This window comes from Streptococcus castoreus DSM 17536 (assembly GCF_000425025.1).
Lineage (GTDB): Bacteria > Bacillota > Bacilli > Lactobacillales > Streptococcaceae > Streptococcus > Streptococcus castoreus.
In genome coordinates this window covers 1-24,248 of sequence record NZ_AUKZ01000019.1, presented here as the reverse complement: position 1 = coordinate 24,248, position 24,248 = coordinate 1, and the positions used below count along the sequence as shown (strand labels likewise).

21 protein-coding genes and 1 pseudogene are annotated in these 24,248 nt (G+C 37.1%); 3 read left to right on the top strand and 19 right to left on the bottom strand.

All coding sequences use genetic code 11. The features are described 5' to 3' along the window. Nucleotides 1-454: 454 nt before the first annotated feature. On the top strand, nucleotides 455-1,630 hold the full coding sequence (locus tag H346_RS0106295; protein ID WP_027970336.1) for an NADH-dependent flavin oxidoreductase: 1,176 nt from the start codon (nucleotides 455-457) through the stop codon (nucleotides 1,628-1,630). 208 nt (nucleotides 1,631-1,838) lie between these two features. Here H346_RS0106295 and H346_RS0106290 read toward each other — a convergent pair whose 3' ends face one another. Together H346_RS0106290 and H346_RS0106285 are read right to left on the bottom strand one after the other, a co-directional pair. Further along, on the bottom strand, nucleotides 1,839-2,456 hold the full coding sequence (locus tag H346_RS0106290; RefSeq protein WP_027970335.1) for a GDSL-type esterase/lipase family protein: 618 nt from the start codon (nucleotides 2,454-2,456) through the stop codon (nucleotides 1,839-1,841). A 77-nt stretch (nucleotides 2,457-2,533) separates the two neighbouring features. Continuing rightward, on the bottom strand, nucleotides 2,534-4,021 hold the full coding sequence (locus H346_RS0106285) for a family 1 glycosylhydrolase (RefSeq protein WP_027970334.1): 1,488 nt from the start codon (nucleotides 4,019-4,021) through the stop codon (nucleotides 2,534-2,536). Nucleotides 4,022-4,475: 454 nt separating this feature from the next. Between H346_RS0106285 and H346_RS09825 the strand changes: the two genes are divergently transcribed. Continuing rightward, entirely contained in the window at nucleotides 4,476-5,327 is an 852-nt protein-coding gene (locus H346_RS09825) for an AraC family transcriptional regulator (protein WP_244147254.1), read from the top strand. A gap of 427 nt (nucleotides 5,328-5,754) precedes the next feature. Here the strand turns inward: H346_RS09825 and H346_RS0106275 are convergent, their stop codons facing one another. The 15 genes and pseudogenes from H346_RS0106275 to H346_RS0106205 form a co-directional block, all read right to left on the bottom strand. Next, complete coding sequence (locus tag H346_RS0106275; protein ID WP_027970333.1) at nucleotides 5,755-7,671, bottom strand: beta-glucoside-specific PTS transporter subunit IIABC; 1,917 nt, start codon at nucleotides 7,669-7,671, stop codon at nucleotides 5,755-5,757. Nucleotides 7,672-7,945: 274 nt separating this feature from the next. After that, entirely contained in the window at nucleotides 7,946-8,776 is an 831-nt protein-coding gene (gene licT / locus H346_RS0106270; protein WP_027970332.1) for a BglG family transcription antiterminator LicT, read from the bottom strand. A gap of 162 nt (nucleotides 8,777-8,938) precedes the next feature. Next, entirely contained in the window at nucleotides 8,939-10,480 is a 1,542-nt protein-coding gene (locus H346_RS0106265) for a ClC family H(+)/Cl(-) exchange transporter (protein ID WP_027970331.1), read from the bottom strand. A 223-nt stretch (nucleotides 10,481-10,703) separates the two neighbouring features. Next, the gene (locus H346_RS0106260; RefSeq protein WP_027970330.1) at nucleotides 10,704-11,777 is read right to left on the bottom strand and encodes an ABC transporter substrate-binding protein; all 1,074 of its coding nucleotides are present in this window, start codon (nucleotides 11,775-11,777) and stop codon (nucleotides 10,704-10,706) included. Further along, on the bottom strand, nucleotides 11,770-12,546 hold the full coding sequence (locus tag H346_RS0106255) for an ABC transporter permease (RefSeq protein WP_027970329.1): 777 nt from the start codon (nucleotides 12,544-12,546) through the stop codon (nucleotides 11,770-11,772). The genes H346_RS0106260 and H346_RS0106255 overlap by 8 nt, the downstream gene beginning before the upstream one ends. After that, a complete protein-coding gene (locus tag H346_RS0106250) occupies nucleotides 12,543-13,337 on the bottom strand; it encodes an ABC transporter permease (protein ID WP_027970328.1) in 795 nt (264 codons plus the stop codon). Before H346_RS0106250 ends, H346_RS0106255 begins: the two co-directional genes overlap by 4 nt. Then, nucleotides 13,321-14,475, bottom strand: a complete 1,155-nt coding sequence (locus tag H346_RS0106245; protein ID WP_027970327.1) for an ABC transporter ATP-binding protein — start codon at nucleotides 14,473-14,475, stop codon at nucleotides 13,321-13,323. The genes H346_RS0106250 and H346_RS0106245 overlap by 17 nt, the downstream gene beginning before the upstream one ends. Nucleotides 14,476-14,516: 41 nt before the next feature. Beyond that, nucleotides 14,517-15,404, bottom strand: coding sequence for a UDP-N-acetylmuramate dehydrogenase (murB, locus tag H346_RS0106240; protein WP_027970326.1), 888 nt, complete (start codon nucleotides 15,402-15,404; stop codon nucleotides 14,517-14,519). Nucleotides 15,405-15,532: 128 nt separating this feature from the next. Continuing rightward, nucleotides 15,533-16,024 carry a 2-amino-4-hydroxy-6-hydroxymethyldihydropteridine diphosphokinase gene (gene folK, locus H346_RS0106235; RefSeq protein WP_027970325.1) on the bottom strand — a complete coding sequence of 164 codons (492 nt, stop codon included), beginning with the start codon at nucleotides 16,022-16,024 and terminating at the stop codon, nucleotides 15,533-15,535. Beyond that, nucleotides 16,021-16,380: a dihydroneopterin aldolase gene (gene folB, locus H346_RS0106230; protein ID WP_027970324.1), complete on the bottom strand. Its 360-nt coding sequence runs from the start codon at nucleotides 16,378-16,380 to the stop codon at nucleotides 16,021-16,023. The genes folK and folB overlap by 4 nt, the downstream gene beginning before the upstream one ends. A gap of 6 nt (nucleotides 16,381-16,386) precedes the next feature. Next, nucleotides 16,387-17,187, bottom strand: coding sequence for a dihydropteroate synthase (gene folP, locus H346_RS0106225; RefSeq protein ID WP_027970323.1), 801 nt, complete (start codon nucleotides 17,185-17,187; stop codon nucleotides 16,387-16,389). An 8-nt stretch (nucleotides 17,188-17,195) separates the two neighbouring features. Continuing rightward, nucleotides 17,196-17,762 carry a GTP cyclohydrolase I FolE gene (folE, locus tag H346_RS0106220; RefSeq protein WP_027970322.1) on the bottom strand — a complete coding sequence of 189 codons (567 nt, stop codon included), beginning with the start codon at nucleotides 17,760-17,762 and terminating at the stop codon, nucleotides 17,196-17,198. Between the two features lie 21 nt (nucleotides 17,763-17,783). Next, nucleotides 17,784-19,076, bottom strand: a complete 1,293-nt coding sequence (locus H346_RS0106215; protein WP_027970321.1) for a bifunctional folylpolyglutamate synthase/dihydrofolate synthase — start codon at nucleotides 19,074-19,076, stop codon at nucleotides 17,784-17,786. Nucleotides 19,077-19,197: 121 nt separating this feature from the next. Beyond that, nucleotides 19,198-20,060, bottom strand: a pseudogene (thrB, locus tag H346_RS09820) (homoserine kinase). Nucleotide 20,061: 1 nt separating this feature from the next. Next, the gene (locus tag H346_RS0106205) at nucleotides 20,062-21,345 is read right to left on the bottom strand and encodes a homoserine dehydrogenase (RefSeq protein WP_027970320.1); all 1,284 of its coding nucleotides are present in this window, start codon (nucleotides 21,343-21,345) and stop codon (nucleotides 20,062-20,064) included. 190 nt (nucleotides 21,346-21,535) lie between these two features. Here H346_RS0106205 and H346_RS0106200 point away from each other — a divergent pair, with 190 nt between their 5' ends. Further along, on the top strand, nucleotides 21,536-22,507 hold the full coding sequence (locus H346_RS0106200; protein WP_027970319.1) for a polysaccharide deacetylase family protein: 972 nt from the start codon (nucleotides 21,536-21,538) through the stop codon (nucleotides 22,505-22,507). 137 nt (nucleotides 22,508-22,644) lie between these two features. Here H346_RS0106200 and pbp3 read toward each other — a convergent pair whose 3' ends face one another. Then, nucleotides 22,645-23,877 (bottom strand): D-alanyl-D-alanine carboxypeptidase PBP3, encoded by a 1,233-nt coding sequence (gene pbp3 / locus H346_RS0106195; protein ID WP_027970318.1) that lies wholly within the window; start codon nucleotides 23,875-23,877, stop codon nucleotides 22,645-22,647. A gap of 127 nt (nucleotides 23,878-24,004) precedes the next feature. Then, the coding region (locus H346_RS0106190) for a transposase (RefSeq protein WP_027970317.1) at nucleotides 24,005-24,248 on the bottom strand (244 nt) is incomplete at its 5' end.

The window sequence follows — 24,248 nt, the reverse complement described above, 5'->3', positions numbered from 1 at the left end:
TATTAAGTGTTCTGTTTTTTCGCACTTTGGCAGTTCTCTCGCTCCTTTTTCTCACAATAAAGACAGTTAGCTAATAACCTTCGTACACTTCACCCTTCGATATTCAACACGAGGAGAGATTTCAAAAAAAGCTTCTCCGAGTATGGTTCCATCTTCCTCAGATTCTCCTAATTGTCGTGTTAAAACTTTTTGTAAATATCGAAAATAGCACGCGGCAGTTGACCATTTCATATAGGTATTTTGCCTATATGGTATAAAAACACCGATTCCCATTTTCCACCAATTGTCTCTAGCGTCATATTAACTATTTGCTAAATTTTATCTTTCACAAGTTAAGCCCCTATAAAATCTTTCCTTACTTATAAGTAACTACCTTACTTTAAAGTGCGTACTGCCAATATGTCACAAAATTGGTTACAATACTGTTAGAAATATCATTTAAGGAGTCATACCTATAACAAAACATTACCAATTTCTTGAACCTTATACCTTTACAAATGGTGTAACTGTAAAAAACCGCATTGTTATTCCACCAATGACAGAAGCTTCTAGCCTAGAAGATGGTTCCATCTCAAAAGATGAATTGGACTATTTTGCAACACACACAGGTGGAGCTGGAATTTTTGTCGCGCCAGTAGCAAATGTCTCTGTTGATGGTAAAGGCTTTGAAGGTCAACTTTCTATTACTGACGATCGATTTTTACCTGGTTTAACCAAAATGGCTTCAACAATGAAGAATAATGGTACTAAGGCTATTCTTCAAATCTTCCATGCGGGTCGTATGTCATCAACAGCAATTTTGAGAGGAACCCAACCCGTTAGCGCAAGTGCTATCCCTGCTCCTCGTCCAAATGCTGAAACACCTCGTGAACTAACTTCAGAAGAAGTTCAAAAAATTGTTGATGATTTTGGTCAGGCGACACGTCGTGCCATTCAGGCAGGTTTTGATGGTATCGAATTGCACGGAGCAAATACCTATCTTATGCAACAGTTTTTCTCCCCACATTCTAACCGTCGGACAGACAAGTGGGGCGGTGATGTGAACGGACGTATGACATTTGCTTTAGAAATTATTAAAAGTGTCCGTGCGGCTATTAACGAATATGCAACAAAACCGTTCATCGTTGGGTACAGAATTTCACCAGAAGAGGTTGAAGAACCTGGTATCCGATTGGAAGACACCCTTCAATTCATTGATGTTTTAGCAGACCAACCTATTGACTATCTTCATATCTCAATGGGGTATGCTTGGAGAACTTCGCTTAATAACAAAGAGGACAAGGAGCCTATTATTTTCAAAATCAAAGAAAAGGTAGCTGGACGTAAACCTTTGATTTCTGTTGGTTCTATCCAGACACCAGCTGAAGCTGAGAAAGTCATTACCTCAGGTATCGACTTTGTAGCTTTAGGCAGACAATTCCTTCGTGAACCTCGTTGGGTACAAAAAGTGGAACTGGGGCAAGAAGAAAGTATTCGATATACTATCTCTGATGCTGAATTAGAAGAATTGGGAATAAACAATGCTTTTTATAACTTCCTTAAAATGCTGGGTGCTGACATGAACTTTGTTGGAGAAGTACACAAAGATAATTTCTCCAAGGAGTTAGGATCTATTGAAGGAAATTATTAATCAGTTTCTTAAATGCTACAATAGTTGAGTTATACCTCTTTTAACCACTGAAATTCATAATTGAATACATATTATTCTTGCTCACATACGATAAAGCCCATGAATTACTTGGTTTCATGGGCTTTAAAATGTTTAATGGTATCAATTAACTTCTGCTATTTTTAATTGACATGGTTATATTGTCACCATACCTTATACCTTTCAAAACTCACTTCAGGTAAGGCCTCAACAACTCCGATAATCTTTCATAACCTGCCATATTGAGATGAAGACCATCTTTTGTGTAGGCTTGGTCCAAAGCATTTTGATTATTTTTCAGAAAATTTGCAACGGAAAGAAAAAAGATGTCTGGAATTGTTGCTAACTCAAGATTGAGTTGATCAATAGTCTCATTGCTTCTTACTTTAACAGTGCTTGCATACTTTTCTAAATTGGAAACAGGAAGAACCGAGATAAGATATATCTGACAAGAGCTATTAGCTGCCTTAAAATCAGCGATAATGTCAACCACTTTTCCTCTAATTTCTGAAATTGAATGTCCCAATCCAAGGTCATTAGTTCCGATTAATAAAAAGAGTTGCTTTGCATTCATGGGGCAAAGGTAGGTAGCCATATGCTTTTCTAAAAAATAGGTATCAATCCCAGCAATTCCACGATTATATAAAGGTAAATTACGACCCAAATATTTCTTTAATGGGAAAAACTCAATGATGGAGTCGCCTGCAAAGACGATTCCATCACTTTTTATTGATTGGTTAATTTTTTGATAGGATTTTAAACGATCCTCCTGATAAGCCAAGAGATGATCTGAAATAACTTCGAGCATCTACTACTCCTCATATTTTCTTTATCACTAGCACCTCAAAAAGACAAGAATGATAAAGGCTTAATTTTTGTAAAAACTCAGTCAATATCCTTACCATTTGAAGAAATGACTTTTTGATACCAATAGAAAGAATCTTTTGGAGTCCTGTCAAAACTACCATTACCTTCATCATCTTTATCCACATAGATAAAGCCATATCGCTTGCGCATTTCACCAGTACTTGCTGAAACAATATCAATGCAACCCCAGGTTGTGTAGGCAATAAGGTCAACGCCATTAGCAATTGCATCCGACATCGCTTTAATGTGGGAACGGTGATAATCAATACGATAATCATCATGGATAGAGCCATCCTCTTCAACTGTATCAAAGGCACCTAAGCCGTTTTCAACAACCATTAGTGGGATTTCATAACGATCATAGATTTTTTCAAGATAATATTGTAAACCAGTTGGATCCTGTGCCCAACCCCAATCAGAGTACTCAAGGTATTCATTACGAGCCCCAGCAGAAAAGTTTCCAGCTACTTTATCTGTTACTTCGTGTGTTGTAACATTATTAGACATGTAGTATGAGAATGTGTAAAAATCAACCTTACCTCTGGCAAGGATTTCCAAATCCTCCTCCGTCATATCCAAATGAACATTATGCTCTTGCCATAATCGTTTAGCATAAGTTCCATATTTACCTTTTGCTTGAACATCTCCACAATAGTAAATGCCTTGTTCCCATTTATGTTCAGCCGCTAAAATATCAGCTGGGTCACATGTTGCAGGATAAAAAGTAATGCCACAAATCATATTACCAATCATATAGTCGGGGTTGATTTGGTGACCAATCTCAACAGCTTTAGCTGATGCCAAAAACTGATGGTGCAGATGCTGATAAGCATCTTGATACTCTTGATCATTGGCTTGCCCATCAAACATATCCAAAAACATAACAGTATTGTTGATTTCATTAAACGTCAACCAATATTTGACCAGTCCATTGTATTCTTTGAAAATAGTTTCAGCGAATTTCACGTATAAATCGACCAGTTTCCGATTTGTCCAACCACCATATGCTTCTTCTAAATAAAGTGGTGTGTCAAAATGCCAAATAGAAACCAATGGCTCAATACCATACTTGTGGCATTCTTCAAAAACAGAACGGTAAAAATCTAGCCCTTCTTGATTAGGCTCTGTTTCATCACCTTTTGGAAAAATACGTGCCCAAGAAATAGATAATCTAAAAATATTATATCCCATTTCGGCAAATAATTTGATATCCTCTTTATAACGATGGTAAAAATCAACCGCTTCATGATTTGGATAGTAATGATCTTCTAGAATTGCAAATTTGGCACCCTCAGGAAGGTGGGCAGTGTGCCCCAAAGAAGGCATTTTAGCTGGTTTACCGTCTTTATCAATGTAAGTTGCATAACGAGGACTATTAACAGAGCCACCTGTTGTGACATCTGTTTGAACAAGTCCACGACCTCCCTCATTGTATGCACCTTCTGCTTGGTTGGCAGCAATTGCTCCGCCCCACATGAATCCTTTTGGAAATTGTGTTTTTGTCATTTGATGACCTTCTTTCATTTCTTATTAATAATAGTATAGTTGTTTTTCATATCATAATCTCCCTTTATCATACGAAAAACTGATACTATCATAAGCTAAAAAAGGATGGCTAATAAAAAACACCAAGGTGGAGATTTTACCTTGATGAATTTTTCAAATAAAAGAATACAAAATGTTATCTTAAATCTTGTATAGAAATAAGTATAGTTTAATTTCCACATACTCTCTAACACTATTATTGGATAAACCAATACTATCCTCTTAAATCCCAGTGAAATAAATAAGATTATAGAAAATCCCTAAAAAATAACTCAATAATTGATACTATCTATCAAAAGATATTGATAGCCCATTTATCTGAATTTAATGGCTTACCTTATCGTTAAAAATGTGAAAACTGATCATTAACATGATATAATACTATCATATGAATCGAAAGACGAGGAGCATTAACATGGGACAACTCTTACCTTATCGCTATTTTCATACAGAAGTAAGAAATGGGCGACCGGATATTCTCTTTCATTGGCATCCTGAACTGGAAATCAATTATATCTACGAAGGAACTGCTAGATATCATATTGACTATGATTTTTTTAACAGCCAGACTGGTGATATTATTCTTATCAGACCAAATGGTATGCATTCTATTCATCCTATCGATCAGCAACAGCATATCATGGACACGTTTCAGTTTCACTTAGATATGATTGGATCATCAGTGGTTGATCAGGTTAGTTTACACTATCTACAGCCCTTACAAAACAGTGTTTATAAATTCGTCTATCGCATCAAACCGGATATGTCAGGCTACTCAGAGATAAAAGAATGCCTTTTTAATATTTTTAAGTTAGCCAAGGAGGAAGGGCGACATTTTGAAATTCTTTTGAAATCAAAATTGCTCGAATTTATTTACCTTCTTTTCTACTATCGCTATGTGGTTCGCAAAACAACCGATGATACCTACCGAAAAAATGAAAAAATTCGTCAATTGATTGATTACATTAATAATCACTATTATCAAGAGCTTTCCATTGCCTTTTTAGCCGATTATATTGGCTATAGCAAAACGCATTTTATGACGGTATTCAAACAACATACCGGAACATCTTGTACCGAATTTGTCATTCAAGTTCGACTGAGTAAGGCTTGTGAATTATTGATAAATTCAACAAGACCTGTCCTTGAAATTGCCAATGACATCGGTTTTAATAACTTATCTAATTTCAATCGGCAATTTAAACGTTATTACTTATTAACACCGAGCCAGTACCGTAAGAAATACACTGTCAAAAGAAAGAGGTAACCTTGTCATTCCTCGTAAAATAAAACAATTCCCATGTACTGATCCTCAAAAGTTAGAGAAAAATTATGACAAAAATCTAGTTCCTGCTATGAGATGTCACTTGATAAATCTAATTCTACTGCACGAAGCTTGAATTCGAAAAATAAGTTTTTTTTATTTCCCTTAGAACATCATCATTACCAAATTTCTCATAATAAGGAATCCAATTTAACACTTGGCATCTGTCCTTAACATTGCACTTCTCGGTTAAACGTGTCTAATCACCTTCATCTCTAAAATAAGCTTCTACAATTTTTATTGTATTCAAAACTACATTTCGGCATAAATAAACCGATCTCCAATCGTTAGAGTTTTGGGCTAACTTTTGGGGATCGGTTTATTTGTTAGATTTTGTGTCTAACTTTTGGAGTGTAACTCACAATAGGAGTTATTTTACAGTTGTTAATAGGTAATCACCGGTTTTTAACTCTGTTTCTTGACTAACAAGAATATCGTCAAAAGCATCTGTATTGGTAATAATAATTGGTGTGATAACTGGTAAGCCTGCGGCTTTAATCACATTCATATCAAATTCTAGTAATTTTTGACCAGCTTGAACAGTATCTCCAACCGCTACTAGCGCATGAAAACCTTTTCCTTCAAGTGATACTGTGTCCATACCAACGTGGATTAAGAGTTCTGCACCATTTTCTGTTTTAAGTCCAATAGCATGTTTGGTTGCAAAAACTAAAGTAACTTCAGCATTTGTTGGTGCGTAAACTGCTCCTTCGCTAGGATTAATAGCGACACCTTTCCCCATCGCTCCTGAAGCGAACACTTCATCAGGAACATCAACTAATGGAATAAGTTGACCTGAAAGAGGACTGGCAATGATTTCTTGTTTAATATCTTTAAGTGGAGTAACCTCTGCTACTTCTTCTTCGGGAGTTACTGATTCTCCTGTAGGATCACCATAAAGATAAGGAACTGGTACAAGCATTTGGATAACAAATGAACCAGCAATTGCAGCTACTGTGAGAGCAATCCCGATCCACATTGGTGTCAACCCCTCACTCGGACTAACCCATCCTGGGAATTGGAAGATTCCCAGCGCACCAAAAGCATACATTTTAATTTTAAATAAGGCTAAGCAAGCACCGATAATAGCTGAAACACCACATGAAATATAGAATGGAATTTTCATTGGAAGTGTAACCCCATAAATAGCTGGTTCGGTAACCCCAAAAATAGATGAGATACAGGCTGGCATTGCCACTGATTTAACTTTTTGCTCCCTTGTTTTCAAGATAATGGCAAGAAGGACACCTGTTTGTGTAAAGTTTGGAAGAGCTGCTGCTAATAGAATATCTGTCCATTGGTTTTGACTAAACTGGAGAATTGCAAGTGGAACTATAGCCCAATGAAGACCAAACATAACAAGAACTTGCCACAAACCACCAAGTAAGAAACCATAAAGAACTGGACTGAAATTCATAAGGCTAGTAAAACCATTCGAAAGAAGATCAGACGCCACGTTAGCAATTGGTCCCACAATAAGGAAAGTCAACGGAACTGTCAATAGAATAACAACAAATGGCACCACAAAGACTTTGACAACATCCGGAGTGATTTTCTTCATGTAGCGCTCAATCATTGAACCTACCCAGATAGCAAGTATAACTGGCATAACCGTTGATAAATAGCTTCCAGATGCTGGTAATACAAAAGGAATACCAAGTACTGAAGCTAATTTAAGTTTTGCAAGTGCTGCTACTGTTGTCGGTAGTGTTGGGTAAACCAATGCCGTACCAATAGCTGCCGCTGTAAACTCATTCATTTTGAATTTTCTTGCTGATGTGAATGCAATTATAATTGGCAAGAATTGGAAAAATCCATCACCAGCTGCTTCAAGAATCGCATACATTGCACTGTTTTGCGTACTCCAGCCAAGAGTTGCTGCTAAGATTGCAACGACACCTTTGACAATACCTGCCGCTGCTAAAGGTCCTAAAAAGGGCTGGAAAATTCCTGATATTAAATCAATGAAACGATCAAATAAATTCCCTTTAGCATCATCTCCTTCATTGATGTCAAGGCTTCCGCTACCAGTAATACCGGCAACTTTTTGAACATCTTCATAAACATCTGGAACGTGATTTCCAATAACTACCTGATATTGTCCACCAGCTTTAATAACTGTAACAATACCATCTCTGTTTTTTAAATAGTTGTCGTCAGCTTTTGCTTCGTCTTTCAAGTTGAAACGAAGACGCGTTACACAGTGTTTAAGACTAACAATGTTGTCTTTCCCACCTACATGAGCAACAATATCTTTTGCTAACTCTGTATAATCTTTTTTAGCCATTTATTTGGCTCCTTTCTTAATGTTACCTATCGCTGAGCATTAATTGGGTATCGTATCACCAACAATAAGTAATAGATAAGTTAGATTTCTTACCAGACAACAGAAAAAACCTAAATAGATCCCAAATAAATCCACAGCTACCGCTACAGCTTTATCTCGTATCTATCTAGGTTTTGCCTGCTTACCAGTAACAATCCTCTTACTATATTGTTATCATACCAAAAGACTCTCATAAATGCAAGCGCTTTTTTTAAAATAAACTAAATTTTTCAGCTCAATTTTCTAAACGTTGAATATGAATGGTTAAATAGACCTGTTCATCTTTACTCATTATAAAATCATAAGTGGATTCAATGTAAGCTTTTATCTTCTCTGTACAAGCAAACGCTTCTGGATAATTCAGCTTGACTTGTTCAAATAAAAAGCTGTCGTTTGCTCCTTGAACTAAGCCATTAACTACTCTTTGCGCAAAATATTGAGTATGGGTCACAAAACGATTATAAGTTAAACTATCTTCATCCGTAATAGAGCCGTATTGAAACCGTACAATATCTAATATTCCGGTTACAATCTTTGAAATTTGTTGGCTTTTCTCTGTAGCACCGGAATCTTTTTGGGCATTAATAAAATGCAAAGCGATCGAAGCCACCTCATCTTCTGGCAACAGAATACCAAGTTTGTTATCAATCAATTCAATAGCATCACGCCCAACTTGAAATTCCTTAGGGAAAAACTTACGGATTTCCCAAGATAAAGGATTGGAAATGACAAGCCCTTTCTTAACCCGATCAAAAGTATAATGCAAATGATCCGCCAAAGAAATGTACAAGGCAACATCATAAACTGTTCCTAAAATTTCTTGGCCACGCTCAATAATTGCTAAAACCGTTTCAATTTCAGTTTCGCTTAATTCTTGGTAAACAGAAGATAATTCATAGGCCCTTGCCGCATCTTCAAGAACAAAACGTTTTTCCACTTTTGCTTCATCAAATGAGTCACCAACTTTCTTTTGAAAACCCAGTCCTCTCCCCATTAGAATTTCTTCCTTGTCGCTGGCATTAATGACTTGAATTACATTATTATTATAGACTTTATCAATTCGCATTTGGGAATCCTCTTCTTATTTTCCAAACTTAACGATACCCTAAGGCATATCATATCATATCAAATCTAACAGGAGAATTCAATGGTTACCTGTTATTTTCATAGGACTTAGTCCAGACGAAAGAAAAAGTTTTACTGTTGTACCTTTTACTAGTGATTGCGCTTATGGATGTGACATCAATAGTTCTCTTATAAAACCAGTATCTGCTTCATTGACAACAAGGAAAATGGTCGCACCGGATAAGAGAATGGTGTTACCTGAGACGACTTCTGATTGTTGATGATAAATCTGTGTGGTAATAAGAACATTTTTAGGAAGTTTTAAATCCCGCACATGTTTTCCTGCAATTTTATCACTGACAGCTAGTTCTATCAAGGTTGGTTCTACCAAGTTTATTGGATGTTTTATGTTCATTTTTTCAAGCATGGCTTCGTAAATCGGCTGACCATTCCATAAATCCATCACTAAATAAGAAACGAAAGTAACGACCGCAATAGCCATTAACGGTTTTAAATCACCAACCATTTCTGTCACTAAAATCATACCTGTTAAAGGTGCTTTTGAAATCGCTGCAAAATAACCTGCCATTCCTAAAACCAAGAAAAGGACTAAAAACTTACTATCTAAAACACCTAATTGATGTGCGGCTTGTCCAAATAGTAGACCTGCTAAGGCACCTAAAGTTAAAATTGGTAAGAAAATACCGCCTGGTAAACCACTTCCGTAACTAAACATGCTGATAATAAAGCGAATACCAAAATACAAGAGAAGAGTTAGTAAAGGGAATTGCTGATGAGATAAAGTAAGAATTAAGCCATGCCCACCCCCTAATAGTTGAGGAAAATAATAACCAATTGGTAAAATAATGATAACCATTATGATGCCATAAAAATAAGTTGGCAAGTGTAGCCATTTCCCCAAAAAGACATAAACCTTATTGAAATCAAGAATTATCACTTCATAAAGATATCCTAAACATCCAAGAAAAATGCCCAATAAAAGCAATAACCAATATTGATTCAAACCCAAAAATGGTATAGCTTTTGGCATGGCAAGAACTGGTCGCAAACCAAAGATATTTAGAGAGATAAAATTCGCTACTAGACTAGCGACTAATGCTGTAATCCAGATCAAACGGGAAAAATGATGGTAAATTTCCTCAACAACAAATAAAAGACCTGCAATTGGCGCATTAAAGGCTGCTGATAATCCTGCTGCTGCCCCGCTGGCAATTAAGACTCGCTTTTCTAAGCGACTTGACTTGATAAACTTAGCGAAACCTTTGGCAGACATAGCACCAAGCTGAATAGATGGACCTTCACGACCTAGCATAAATCCCATGGAAATAGCTAAAGTTCCTCCAAGAAATTTTTTCCATAAGACACTCCACCAATTGGGAGAAACGAGTCCTTTTAGTTCGCCTTCAACATGAGGAATACCAGATCCTTTAATGTCCGGATCAGATTTAACCAAATAGCCAACAAAAATAACGGCTAAACTGCTAAGACCAAATAGAGGAATCAATACTAATGGATTCGTATGTATTTCATAATAGCGTTCAATAATATATTCTGACAATATTTCAATCAGTAAGCGAAACAGACTTACTACAATTCCAGCAATGATTCCAACGATGATTCCACGCCAAACATAGGCTATAATCGAATGATTTGAAAAGGTAAATTCATTTTTATGATTCTCCATCTTTCTCTCTTTCTAAGAGACTACTAGTATTTTAGCAAAGGCAAGCACAAGTTTCTAGTTCTTTTAATCCGATGATAACACTTCTAGAATCAAAACCAGAATACAACTATAAAAACGAACAAATCTATTTTTCTGTTAATCAGAAATAGCAAGACTGTTCGTTTGTTTGCATTCTAAGAGATTTTTTACAAAAAATTTGTGGCTAGCTAGTCTCTTTTGTAACTTACTTGCGATACATTTTAAATTGTAAATAAAGATCATTATAGATACCAAGCCATTTTGGACCTAAGTTATCATAAACTTCCAATTTTTTGACGGTCTCATCTGTTGGGTAAAAAGCAGGATTTCTTTTAATTTCGTCTGGAAGTAAGGCTTTGGCTTTTTTATTTGGTGTTGCATAACCAATATATTCAGCATTTTGTGCAGCATTTTCAGGACGATTAATAAAATTAAGGAAAGCATACGCTTCTTTTTCATGTTTCATGGTTTTTGGTAGCACTAAGTTATCAAACCATAAATTAGACCCTTCAGAAGGAACCACATAATGCAAATGCTTGTTGCTATCAAGCATTTCGCTAGCTTCTCCCGAGAAAGTGATGCCAATAGCAGCATCTCCTTGAATCATGTATCCTTTCATTTCATCAGCAACAATGGCTTTGACATTTGGAGTCAATTCTTGTAATTTTTTCTCGGCAGCTTGTAAGTGTTCTAAATTTTTGGAGTTAACGCTGTGCCCTAGGGTTGTTAGTCCGACACCTAGCATTTCACGCGCACCATCAACAAGCATGATACTATTTTTGTATTCTGGACGCCAGAGATCTTTCCAATGTATAGGCGCCTTATCCACAAGTTGATCGTTATAAACAATTCCAACTGTTCCCCAGAAATAAGGGATGGAATAGTCATTATGCGGATCGAAACTCTTGCCCAAAAATTCCTTACCAATTTGATCCAAACCAACAAGTTTTGACTTATCTAACTTGACCAGAAGATTTTCCTTAATCATCTTGTCAATGGTGTAATCACTAGGAACAGCAATGTCATAAGTGGTGCCGCCTTGTTTAATTTTAGTGTACATGGCCTCATTGGAATCAAAGGTTTCATACTGCACCTCAATCCCAGTTTCTTTGGTGAATTTTTTTAGCAAGGCTGGATCAATGTAGTCTCCCCAATTGTAGATAACCAATTTATCTGACTGATTCCCAGCCTTTGATTTTTTCTGCAAAATGACGGAAACACTAACCAAAATCACGATAATACTAATGATTCCTACCAAAAAAGAATAGAGTTTACGCATGGTTTTCCCCCTTATCTTGCGAAATGTAATAATAACCAATCACTAAAAGAATGGAGAAAAAGAACACAATAGTCGAAAGGGCATTAATCTCAAGAGAAATTCCTTGACGAGCTCGTGAATAAATCTCAACTGATAAAGTGGTAAAACCATTCCCAGTTAAAAAGAAGGTCACTGCAAAGTCATCCAAGGAATAGGTAAAAGCCATAAAATACCCCGCAATAATTCCCGGCGTTAAATAAGGCAGCATAACTTCTTTTAACATTTGGAAGTAATTAGCTCCCAAATCATAAGCGGCATTGACCATATCTTGGTTCATCTCTTTCAATCGTGGCAAAACCATTAAGACGACAATCGGGATCGAAAAAGCAATATGACTTAGTAAGACTGAGGACATGCCAAGCTGAAACTTCAACGAAGTGAAAAGGATTAAAAATGAGGCACCAATCATAACATCTGGTGATACCATTAAGACATTATTGGTTGATAAAATAGCATTTTGGTATTTTTGCTTTACTTGATAGATAAAAATAGCCCCAAAAGTTCCAATAACTGTCGCAATCAAGGCACTACTAAAAGCAAGCACAAAGGTTTGGAGCAAAATAGTCATTAAACGGCTATCTTCAAACATGGTTTTGTAATGATCAAATGTAACCCCTGTAAAACCGTTCATATCCCCACCTTTATTGAATGAATAGAAAATCAGGTAAAAAATGGGAATATAGAGCAAGACAAAAACACCTGCTAAATAAAGGTTGGCAAATTTTTTCATTTACTTCTCTCCTTTGTTAGCCACATAATAGCAACCATTGTTAAAATTAAGATAACACCAATGGTTGATCCCATTCCCCAATTTTGAGTGGTCAAAAAATGTTGCTCAATAGCGGTTCCCAGGGTAATTACTCGATTTCCCCCAATCAAACGGGTCAACATAAAGAGACTCAAACTTGGAATAAAAACAGATTGCACACCTGCTCTAACCCCATTTAAGGAGAGTGGGAAAATAACTTTTGAAAAAGCTTGAAATTCATTAGCTCCTAAATCACGGCTAGCATTAATCACATTATGATCAATGTCATCCAAGGCGTTAAAAATCGGTAAAATCATAAAAGGGAGTTCGATATAAGAAGCCACAAAAATAAATGAAAAATCAGTAAAAAGAATTTGTTGTGGTCCTATTCCCATAAAGGTTAAAAAACTATTAATACCACCTTGTTGACCAAAAATCCCCATAAAAGCGTAAGCTTTCAATAACAAATTGACCCATGTTGGTAGGATTATGAGCATTAACCACAATTGTTTGTGTTTCAATCGGGTTAAAAATAGGGCTGTTGGATAGGAAATCAATAATGTCACCAAGGTAATGATTCCTGCATATAAAATGGAATTGACACTCATTCGTAGATAAGTCCAAGAACTAAAAAAGATCTCATAATTAGCCAATGTGAGATGACCTTCAATATCAAAGAAGGACTTGTAAAACAAGAGAGTTACCGGTGCCACAACAAAAAAGAAAATCCAAAGAAAATAAGGGATTGAAAAAAGGTTAGAGGTTTTCTTCATTACGCTCCTCCTCAATGGCATTAATCAAGCCATCTTCTGGCTCATCAATCTCCACATACTCTTCAATCCGAGCATCAAATTCTTCTTCTGTCTCATTAAGGCGCATAATATGAATGTCCTCGGGTGTAAAGTCTAATCCGATGACTTCTCCTTCGATAGCCTTGCGGGTAGAATGGATCATCCACTCATTGCCAAGCTCATCGTAGGCGATAATTTCATAGTGAACACCACGGAAAAGTTGAGTATCAACCTTAACCTGTAATTTCCCTTCTTCTGGAAGTGTAATCTGAAGGTCCTCTGGGCGAATAACAACCTCTACAGGCTCGTTAGGGCGCATCCCACCATCTACAGACTCAAATAGCTTACCATTAAACGAAACAAGATAATCTTCAATCATAGTACCGTTAATAATATTGGATTCTCCAATAAAATTAGCAACAAAATGATTGATAGGCTCATCATAAATATCAACTGGTGTTCCAGACTGAACGATTTCCCCTTCATTCATGACAAAAATCCAATCACTCATAGCTAATGCTTCTTCTTGATCATGGGTGACAAAAACAAAAGTAATGCCTAAACGTTGCTGCAATTCACGTAATTCATACTGCATTTCCGTTCTTAATTTTAAGTCAAGGGCTGATAGTGGTTCGTCAAGCAAAACCACACGTGGTTGATTGATAATGGCACGTGCAATAGCAACTCGTTGGCGTTGTCCTCCAGATAACTTCTGGATTGAGCGATTTTCATAGCCTTCAAGTTGAACCATCTTTAAGGTTTCTTTAACCCGCTTGGCAATCTCTTTTTTGTCCACTTTTTTCAATTTCAAAGCAAAAGCAACATTTTCAAAAACAGTCATGTGAGGAAAGAGGGCATAGTTTTGAAAAACGGTGTGGATGTCACGCTTATTGATTGGTAACTCGTTAATGCGTTCCCCATCCAAGTAAATATCGCCACTTGTGGCATCTAATAAACCAGCCATAATATTAAGGATAGTTGATTTTCCTGAACCGGAGGCACCAAGTAAGGTATAAAATTTTCCTTCTTCAAGCTCAAAGTTGATGTTCTTTAGGACCTGTGTTCCACTGTCCTCAAATGTTTTTGAAACATTGTTAAATGTGATAATTGGTTTAGTCAATTGTCATAAATCCTCCACGATATTTTCTTTGATCATTATTTTTATAGGCTTTCTCCAATAATACGAACTTCTGGTTCAAGCCTAACGCCAGAATGCTCTTCAACGGTCTTAATAACGTGACCAATCAGATTTTCGTAATCTTTTGCAGTTCCCTCAGCGACATTAATCATAAAACCAGCATGCTTTTCAGATACTTCAACACCCCCAATACGATAACCTTTTAGATTAGCATCCATGATAAGTTGACCAGCAAAATATCCTGGTGGACGTTTAAAAACGGAACCACATGATGGGTATTCTAACGGTTGCTTTAATTGGCGCAGATGGTTGAGACGATTCATTTCTTGATTAATTATTTCATAATTGCCAGGTTTAAGAGCAAACTTAGCTGAAATCACAATATCACCTGTTTCTTGAATGGTCGAATGACGATAACCAAATGCCATTTCCCTAGCTGAAATCGTTTTGACATCACCATTTGGTGTCAAGACTTTTGCCGACAAGAAAATATGAGAAATCTCGCCACCATAAGCACCCGCATTCATAAAAACAGCACCCCCAATACTTCCAGGAATGCCACAGGCAAATTCAAACCCTGTTAAACTATGGAATTTTGCAATCTTAGTCGTTTCAATAAGATTGGCACCTGCTTCTGCCTCTAAGGTATAACCATTTAAACGCACAGTATTTAACTTATTGAACATAATCACAAAACCACGAATACCACCATCTCGTACAATAAGATTGCTTGCATTTCCTAACACCAGCCAAGAAATCTTGTGTTTATTTGCATAGGCAATAATACGTGATAGTTCATAATGATTTCTAGGAAAAGCTAAGAAATCAGCCGGACCACCGACTTTGGTATAGGTATAATGTTTTAGGGGTTCATTTTCTCGAATATCAATCCCATGAAGTTCAGTAATCATAGTTACCTTCTTTCTTCTATCACTTCTCATACGAGTTAAAATCGGCACAAAACCGACTCTATTATATCAAATTTCAGGGAAAATAACGATTGTTTTGACAAATCTTTACGGAATATAAAAAAGCCAAATTAAGCGTTATTGTCAAAAGGTTTGATGTCCGACTGGTCTAAAGCAGCTAAATAATCTGCTAACGGTTTTTGGTTAGTTGGTAAACATAAATTTTCTTGTAATTCTAATAAAGGAATCAGCACAAATGAACGCTCGGTCATATAAGGATGAGGAATCGTCAGATCTGCTGTCTGATAGACGTCATCTCCAAATAGCAAAATATCAATGTCAATCGTTCTTGGTCCCCATTTTTCATGACGCACCCGACCTAAAGCCTGTTCAATTTTTTGAATCTTTTTCAAGAAATCGGTTGGGGCTAATGAGGTTTCTAACTGACAAGCCATATTGAGAAAATCAGATTGATCTGTCTTGCCCCAAGCTACTGTTTCATAAATCAAAGACTGAGACAATAATTGTGTCTGAGGTAACTTAGCAAGAGACGCAACAGCTTTTTTTAAATAAGCCTTTCGGTCTCCCATGTTAGTGCCTAAACTTAAATAAACAATGGTCATCGTTGTCTCTCCAATTCAATACCAACGGCTTTGTAATGCCCCGCAATAGGCGGATTTTCTTTTTTAATGGCTATTTTAATTGCTTCAATCGGTGGAAATTTTTTAAAAAGTTGTTCACAAATAGCCCCCGCTAAGCGCTCAATCAAAATAAATTTTTCCCCTTCCACCAGTTGGCGAACACTATCAAAAATTAAGCCATAATGAACCGTATCCACTAATTGATCTGATAATGAGGCAGTTCTTAAATCTACTGATAATTCCAAATCAACCAAAAAAATCTGACCAAGGGTTTGTTCTTCTTGAAAGGCACCATGATAGCCATAAAAACGGCAGCCTTCTAATCTTATTTTATCCATACTTCCTCACATTAATTGGCTAAGCACAGTAACAATATCTTGATTTGCTTTAACATTATGAACACGGACAATTTGACAGCCTTTTGCAAGGGCGTAGGCTGATAAAGCAGCTGTTGCACCATCACGATCTTTAGCTTTAGTATCGCCACCCAAAAGAGCGTCTACCACACGTTTTCTTGAAATGCCAAACAAAACAGGATAGCCTAGCTGACAAACCTGCTCTAACCCTTTTAACAAATCTATATTGTTTTGGACAGACTTAGCAAAACCAAATCCTGGATCAAGCCAAATATTGTCTTTTGGCACACCAGCATCAAGGGCCGCTTGCGCTCTGACACTTAGAAAATCACAGACGTCTTGAGTTACATTGTGATAAACTTCCTCGTCTTGGTTGTGCATCAAAATGATAGGTGCATCGTATTCGGCTGCTAGGGCAAACATTTCCCCGTCATACAAGCCTGCCCACACATCGTTGATAATAACTGCACCCGCCTCTAAAGCCGCTCGAGCTGTTTCGGTTTTATAAGTATCAATGCTAATCAGAATATCATATTTTTCTTTGATGGCTTTAATCACAGGAACCACACGATCAATTTCATCGGCAGCGCTAACAAATTGGCAACCTGGACGTGTTGATTCTCCACCAACGTCGATGATTTTAGCCCCGTCAGCAATCATTTGTTCTACTTGATGTAAAGCCTTTTCAATCGTGGTATAAGAACCACCATCTGAAAAAGAATCCGGGGTCACATTTAAAATGCCCATAATGGCAGCATTGCCATCAATGACAAATGGTCCAATATTCATAAGTCCTCCTAATTTTTAGCTATTAAAGCCATAATTTCTTGCCTTTCAGCGCGATTTTCCCGATATAAGCCTCTAGTAGTGGTCGTAAGGGTTTTACTACCTGGTTTTTTAATGCCACGCATGGTCATGCACAGGTGTTCTGCTTCTATCATAACCAAGACTCCCTTAGGATGAAGGGCATCTACCAAAGCATCGGCAATTTGAGAAGTCAGCCGTTCTTGTAATTGTGGTCTCTTACTAGCCACTTCGACTGCACGAGCCAACTTACTTAAACCAGTGACGCGACCATCACTTGGTAAATAGGCAATGTGTGCCTTGCCATAAAACGGTACTAGATGATGTTCACACATAGAATAAAAACTGATGTCTTTGACAATAATCACATCCTCATGATGTTCTGTAAAGACAGCTGTAAATTCTTCTTTGGGATCTTTTTCTAGTCCTGCAAACATCTCAGTATACATTTTAATCACACGCTTAGGTGTTTCGAGTAACCCTTCACGATCTGGATTTTCTCCAATGGCCTTTAGCAACTGATAGATAGCTGCCTCAGCTTTCTCTTTATTAATAGACAATAGTCTTCCCCTTTTTTAGTCTTATTTAACCATATTTGTTGGATCAACACATAAGTCCTTTTTAAAAGTATCTTTCCAGTATTGCCTTACTTCTGAAATGAAATATAAAGAACCTGTAACAAGGAAAAAATCATCTTTTCCTGCTTGCTCTTGTTGTTTAAGAAAGGTTCGAAAATCTGCTACCCTCTTATACTGTTTGGGATAGTTTTCTAGTGGATAAGCATTCGGGTAGTGAAAAGTGGTAACTTGCAAATCGCCAAACTCCTCTAACGCAGATAGCATAACTGTGATTGGCTTGGTGTCAATAGCCCCAAAAAGAATATGAATCACTTTATCTTGGTACTTGGTTTTTAGAACATCAACCAAAGCAGCCACACTTTCATTATTATGAGCACCGTCAATCATAAGATTTGGTGTCAATAGTTCGGTTCGACCCAACCAAAAACTCTTTGCCAAACCTTCTCTTATGTGGTCGACCGTTAATTGTGGGTAACGATCTTGTAAAATAAGGCTAGTCGTAATGGCTAAGGCTGCATTAGCCACTTGATGTTGCCCTGGCATAGCTAGTTGAATATCAGTGATGGTGGTTATCGGACTATTAAATGTGTAACTCGTCTTAGTTTTTTTCATTTCAAACTGCTTTTGCCATTCCCAGATAGACGCACCTACCTGCTTTGCTTTCTCCCAAAACACCTGCCTAGCCGATGACTCCTCAACAGCAAAAACAAGTGCTTCACCACCCTCAAGGACACCAGCCTTTTGTGCCGCAATCTCCGCATGTGTTTGCCCTAAAATATTTTGATGATCCAGCCCAATAGATGGACAAACTACGACCATAGCCTGAAAAACATTGGTTGAATCGTACATACCCCCTAGACCAGCCTCAATAATAGCAATATCTACAGGATGCATGTTGCCAAAATAGAAGAACATGATTAGTGTGATTATTTCAAACACCGTTATTTGTCCAAAATTCGTTTCTTCACTCAAACGTTCTGTCAAAGGACGAATAAGATTGGCTACCGTAACCAAATCCTCTTTTGATATCATATGTCCATTTAAACTGATCCGTTCTCTGAAGTCCATAATATAAGGTGAAGTAAAGGTACCAACCTCATAACCAGCCGAGGTAAAAATATGTTGCAAATTATTAACTGTGGAGCCTTTGCCATTTGTCCCAACCACATGGACTCCTTTGATATTCTCCTGGGGATTTCCTAACTGATTAAGAACCCAGAGCACACGTTCCAAACCAGGCTTGATACCAAAACCGATCTGCCCATGAATCCATTCTAGTGTCTCTTGATAATTCATCCTGCACCTCACAAAATCTAGTTCTAGTATATCATATAACAAGAAAAGTGAAAGAGCGGACAAATAAGACCGATTTCACTTTTTCACTATCTCTTTTGACTGAATATAGCCCAATCCCATTTTAGACAAGGCACAACCCTTGTCGGTCGATCTCTAAATTTTCAAGCTGCCCAGATAAGCCAAGATTTTTAACTGCCTGATAAACAGCCATTTGCTTATTAGGCGCACACAAGACCATAATAGTTGGTCCTGCACCCGATAGATACGTGGTATAGGCGCCACTTGCCGCTGCAGTTTGCTTAATCGGCTGAAATTCCTTGACTAATTTTTGACGGTAAATCTCATGGAATTGATCATTTTCAATAGCCTTTCCCGCCTTTTGCAAATCCCCTGTCAATAAGGCGGCAATAGCTAGATTAGCAACAGACGAGGCACCCACCGCTTGCTTATAAGACATTTGCTTAGGCAATACATTTCTTGAATCTGCTGTTTTTAACTCATAATTTGGGATAAAACAAACCAAGGCAAGGTTAGGAAAAGAAGTAACAATATAATCAACTTCTTTTCCTAGCTGCGAAGCAATAACCAACTGTCCCAAAATAGCTGGAGCAACATTGTCCGGATGACCTTCAATTTCTGTTGCGATAGCTAGTTTCCGATCAACGGATAGGTTCAAATGACCTAGCTGATTTGCTAATTCAATTCCAGCAACAATTACTGAAGATGAAGCCCCAAAGCCACGAGCTAAAGGAATATCAGAGGTCATTTTCAACCGATGTGGTAGCATGTTTGGGGCAAGCTTTAAAGCCGTTTTTAGCAATAAATTCGTTTCATCACAAGGAATATCTCCTAAATCATGTGTTCGATAAACCAACTATCTATGGGCTCTAAGATATCAATTTCTAAATATTTTGATACAGCTACTCCAACAGAATCAAATCCTGGACCCAAATTCGCGGAAGTTGCAGGCACTCTTATTTTCATACTAATCTCCTAAAACATTAAAACGATTTAAGATAATCACATCCGTTCTTGCACTAAGTTGGCGACTAAAAGCTTCAAATGCTACTTTTGACATTTGCTTTGTTACGATAACAAGACATTGACGATGGTTTTCTAAAGGAAATTCATGCATTTTTTGAATAGCCTTACCAGTATCAAATAAGTTCTGTAATTCTGCTTGCACCCCGCTATCATTAGAGCATTTCAAGGCAAGGTAGTAAGAACCATAAATATCTTCTGGCTTTGCCAAGCGTGTCTTAACTGTAAAGCTATTAAAGGGAGCCATCGGCAATTTGGCAGTCAGTCGACTTCCTATTTCAATCAAATTTGCTAAAACTGACGTAGCTGTCGGCATTTGACCAGCCCCCGGACCATAAAACATTGTCTCACCAATTCCAAGTGATTCAACATAAACGGCATTCATGACATTCGTAACACCAGCTAGTTGATGGGTTTTGGGTAAGAGGGTTGGTATTACCTCGGCATAAATTCCAGACTGCCACTCTCGAATTGATCCGACCAGTTTGATCACATAACCCAAATGATCTGCTGTTGCAACATCTTCTGGGCTGATTGATGAGATGCCTTTATGTGTTATTGTTTCAAAATCAAGAGACATTCCAAAAGCGAACTGACTTAAAATAGCAAGTTTATAGGCAGCGTCAATCCCTTCCACATCGTTAGTCGGATCGTTTTCAGCATAACCCAATTCCTGAGCTTTAGCCAAGGCAGCTTCGTAAGTCCAACCGTCATCACCCATTTTGGTCAACATAAAATTAGATGTTCCATTAAGAATCCCATAAAGACTTGTGATTTTATCGGCTGAAAAAGAATGGGCTAAACTTCTTAGTATTGGAATACCACCTGCGACTGCTGCTTCATAGTAAAAAGCGAGACCTTGTTTGGCAGCTAAAGTAAGCAAATCTTTTCCATGCAAAGCTACTAGATCTTTATTTGCTGTCACGACATGTTTACCTGCTACTAAGGCACGAGAAAGGTAAGTTTTAGCAGGTTCAATACGTCCCATTAATTCCACCACGATTGCAATAGAATCATCCTCTATAATATCATCTATAGAAGTCACAAAATTATAAGCATAACCTTGGTGATGTAAATGTTCTTTGGTAGCCCCATCCTTAACTAAAATCTTTGCAATTTCTATATCATCACCCACAGCTGACCTTATCTTAGCAGTGTTATTAGTTAATAGAAAAGGGAGTCCTGTCGCCACGGTTCCAAATCCTAATAAAGCTATTCTAACTACCACATTTTCTCCTTAATACTCCTACCATTAGTCAACAACTATATTATCAATTTCTTGCCTATTATAACAAATTTTAAGTTTATTTTACGGAATATAACAATTTTATAACTAAATAAAAATTTGGATTCTCATAAACTTAATGACTCTAAAAATGTTACAATAGTATTAGTATAATACAACGAAGGAGCAACTGATGACCAACAGACATAGACGACGCCAAAGAAAAAAATGTTTCACTATTATTAACCTGATACTGTTATTAACCTGTACCTTAGGGATAGCACTCATTTTCTATCTACATCAAAACCACTCCCAAATAAACCTATCAAAAGCATCACGGATCATTCCAAAAATCAGTCTCTTCGCCCAAAAAGACACCACTTCCATATCAAAAAGCAGTACTAACAAGTCAACAATTAAGACATCACAACAAAAATCCGCAAAACTTAATACCCCCAAAATTACTTGGAGCAAACAAAAAGAACCTGTTAAAATCCCTATTTTGATGTACCATGCTGTCCATGTTATGGCACCTGAAGAAGCTGCCAATGCTAATTTAATTGTCTCACCCGAACTTTTTGAAAGTCAAATTAAAGCCATGAAAGATGCGGGCTATTACTTTTTAAGCCCTGAAGAAGCTTACCGCGCACTATCCAATAATGAACTCCCTGCTAAAAAAGTTGTCTGGTTAACTTTTGATGATAGTATGATTGATTTTTACAATGTTGCCTTCCCAATCCTTAAAAAGTATGGTGTCAAAGCAACTAACAACGTCATTACAGGTCTAACCGAAAAAGGTAGTGCTGCTAATCTCACTATCAACCAAATGAAAGAAATGAAAAATTCAGGCATGTCTTTCCAAGATCATACTGTTAATCATCCTGATTTAAAACAATCTAGTCCAGATACTCAAACTGCTGAAATGAAAGAGTCTAAAGACTATCTTGATAAAAAATTAAATCAAAAAACCATTGCTATTGCTTATCCAGCTGGTCAATACAGCGATACTACCTTACAAATTGCCGCTAGTCTTAACTATAAACTTGGAGTTACCACAAATGAAGGAGTGGCAAGCGCTGCTGATGGTCTCCTCTCTCTCAAACGTATCAGAATTCTTCCAACAACTAATCCAAAAACACTTTTGGCAACAATGAACCAACCTTAAACATCTCATAAAAGCTGTCAATAAAAATCAACAGATCCTAAAACATCGCTTTTAAACATAAAAAGGCTAGGCAATAAGAACGTTTTTCTTATCACCTAGCTTTTTAGCTTACAAATATCATTCTGAATAAGAAATAACTATTTGAATTTCTCTACCAACTGTTGCCACCAAATCTGCAGAGTAAAGTTTTTTCCAACCGACCATTTCCCTTTGATAGCTATGCGTTCAGGTGACTTCAGATACCTAATTAACTTACTTTTTACCCTTGGAGAAATCAGATAAGCAACTGTCTGATGTTTCACAATAGGCGCTAAAAGAGAATCTTCTGAAATCGCAAAATATTTAGATGATGGAAGCTTTTCACCATGACGTAATACCAAAGTAAGGTCCTTATCGGGGTAAATAGCTACCGTTTTTTCCCGCCCATTTTTGACAAGAAGATTTCTTCGAGGGATTACTTGCCCTTTTTTCAAAATGGTATATCGTTGATAAGTTTGATTAATATAGTCCAACAAACAATTGGTTTGCTCAAAGCGAGTATTTTGTTCTTGCTCTGAACCGTCAGCATTCATTATAACCGTAATAACACGCATACCATTTTCAGTAGATGTGGTTATCAAACAATGTCCAGCCATTTCTGTAGTTCCTGTTTTTAGACCATCAACTGTTTTTCTTCCATAATCTCTACCAGGTAATAAGCGATTAAAACTTTTAATCCTTGTACCTGCAAAATCTGCCTCTGCTTGCTTGGTAATGTTTAAAACCTCAGGAAAATCGTCCAATAGGTGCATGACCACAATCGCAAGATCTTGAGCACTCATTTCATTTTCTTCCTCTAAAGAAGAGCCCGGATAACGATTATCCCCCAAGATTTCGTTTGGCAATCCAGAAGCATTAACTATCTTAACATTCCGAATTCCCCACCGAGCAAGTTGTTCTCTCATTTGATCCACAAACTTTGGCTCGGAGCCCGCCACATGTTCAGCTAACGCAATAGCTGCGCTGTTAGAACTTGCAACTAGACAGGCTGTTAGGAGATCTTTGATCGAATAAGGTTTCTTTTCCAAAGACACATTGCTTAATGACCTATCAGCAGTCAATCCAAAAGCATAATCTGAAAGACTAACCTGATCAGACAAATTAACTTGTCCTACTTTAACCCTATTAAGAACAAGATAGACGGTCACTAGTTTTGTCAGTGAAGCAATAGCATCTGGGGTTTGAGCATCTTTTTCATACAAGACCCTGCCGGATGCTGCCTCTACTGCAATAGCATGCTCAGCCCCTACTTGAAAATCTTTAGCAAGGACAGGCGAACTTACCCATAACCACGTCAGAAAGACTAAAAGATTGCACCCTTTCTTTATCATTCTATTCACAATATCTTTCATAAATCATATTATATCAGAATGATAAGAAAAATTGACAACAATTAACCACCCAACTTCAACAAAACACCCTTTAAAAAGGTAAGCGTCCTCAATTACTGATTTATACTCAATTAAAATGAAAAATAGCCGATGTCCAATCTCTATGTACAATTGATTTGAGTTGAGCAGAAGATAAGTTTTGAATAACTTCCTGAAGTTTATCCATTACCGCACTTAGAGTTCTAAATACCTTATTTTTGAAACCACGTTTGCGAATCTCTGACCATACTTGTTCAATAGGGTTCATTTCAGGTGTATAGGGTGGAATGAAGGTGAATTCTATATTCTCAGGAATAGTTACTGTCTTAGAT

Coding starts and splice junctions, on each gene's coding strand:
- H346_RS09825 (WP_244147254.1), top strand. CDS start 4,476: ATGGGACAACTCTTACCTTATCGCTATTTTCATACAGAAGTAAGAAAT.
- H346_RS0106265 (WP_027970331.1), bottom strand. CDS start 10,480: ATGGAGAATCATAAAAATGAATTTACCTTTTCAAATCATTCGATTATA.
- licT (WP_027970332.1), bottom strand. CDS start 8,776: ATGCGAATTGATAAAGTCTATAATAATAATGTAATTCAAGTCATTAAT.
- folK (WP_027970325.1), bottom strand. CDS start 16,024: ATGACCATTGTTTATTTAAGTTTAGGCACTAACATGGGAGACCGAAAG.
- folB (WP_027970324.1), bottom strand. CDS start 16,380: ATGGATAAAATAAGATTAGAAGGCTGCCGTTTTTATGGCTATCATGGT.
- H346_RS0106260 (WP_027970330.1), bottom strand. CDS start 11,777: ATGCGTAAACTCTATTCTTTTTTGGTAGGAATCATTAGTATTATCGTG.
- H346_RS0106275 (WP_027970333.1), bottom strand. CDS start 7,671: ATGGCTAAAAAAGATTATACAGAGTTAGCAAAAGATATTGTTGCTCAT.
- murB (WP_027970326.1), bottom strand. CDS start 15,404: ATGATTACTGAACTTCATGGGATTGATATTCGAGAAAATGAACCCCTA.
- H346_RS0106200 (WP_027970319.1), top strand. CDS start 21,536: ATGACCAACAGACATAGACGACGCCAAAGAAAAAAATGTTTCACTATT.
- H346_RS0106250 (WP_027970328.1), bottom strand. CDS start 13,337: ATGAAGAAAACCTCTAACCTTTTTTCAATCCCTTATTTTCTTTGGATT.
- folP (WP_027970323.1), bottom strand. CDS start 17,187: ATGAATATTGGACCATTTGTCATTGATGGCAATGCTGCCATTATGGGC.
- H346_RS0106290 (WP_027970335.1), bottom strand. CDS start 2,456: ATGCTCGAAGTTATTTCAGATCATCTCTTGGCTTATCAGGAGGATCGT.
- H346_RS0106215 (WP_027970321.1), bottom strand. CDS start 19,076: ATGAATTATCAAGAGACACTAGAATGGATTCATGGGCAGATCGGTTTT.
- H346_RS0106285 (WP_027970334.1), bottom strand. CDS start 4,021: ATGACAAAAACACAATTTCCAAAAGGATTCATGTGGGGCGGAGCAATT.
- H346_RS0106255 (WP_027970329.1), bottom strand. CDS start 12,546: ATGAAAAAATTTGCCAACCTTTATTTAGCAGGTGTTTTTGTCTTGCTC.
- pbp3 (WP_027970318.1), bottom strand. CDS start 23,877: ATGATAAAGAAAGGGTGCAATCTTTTAGTCTTTCTGACGTGGTTATGG.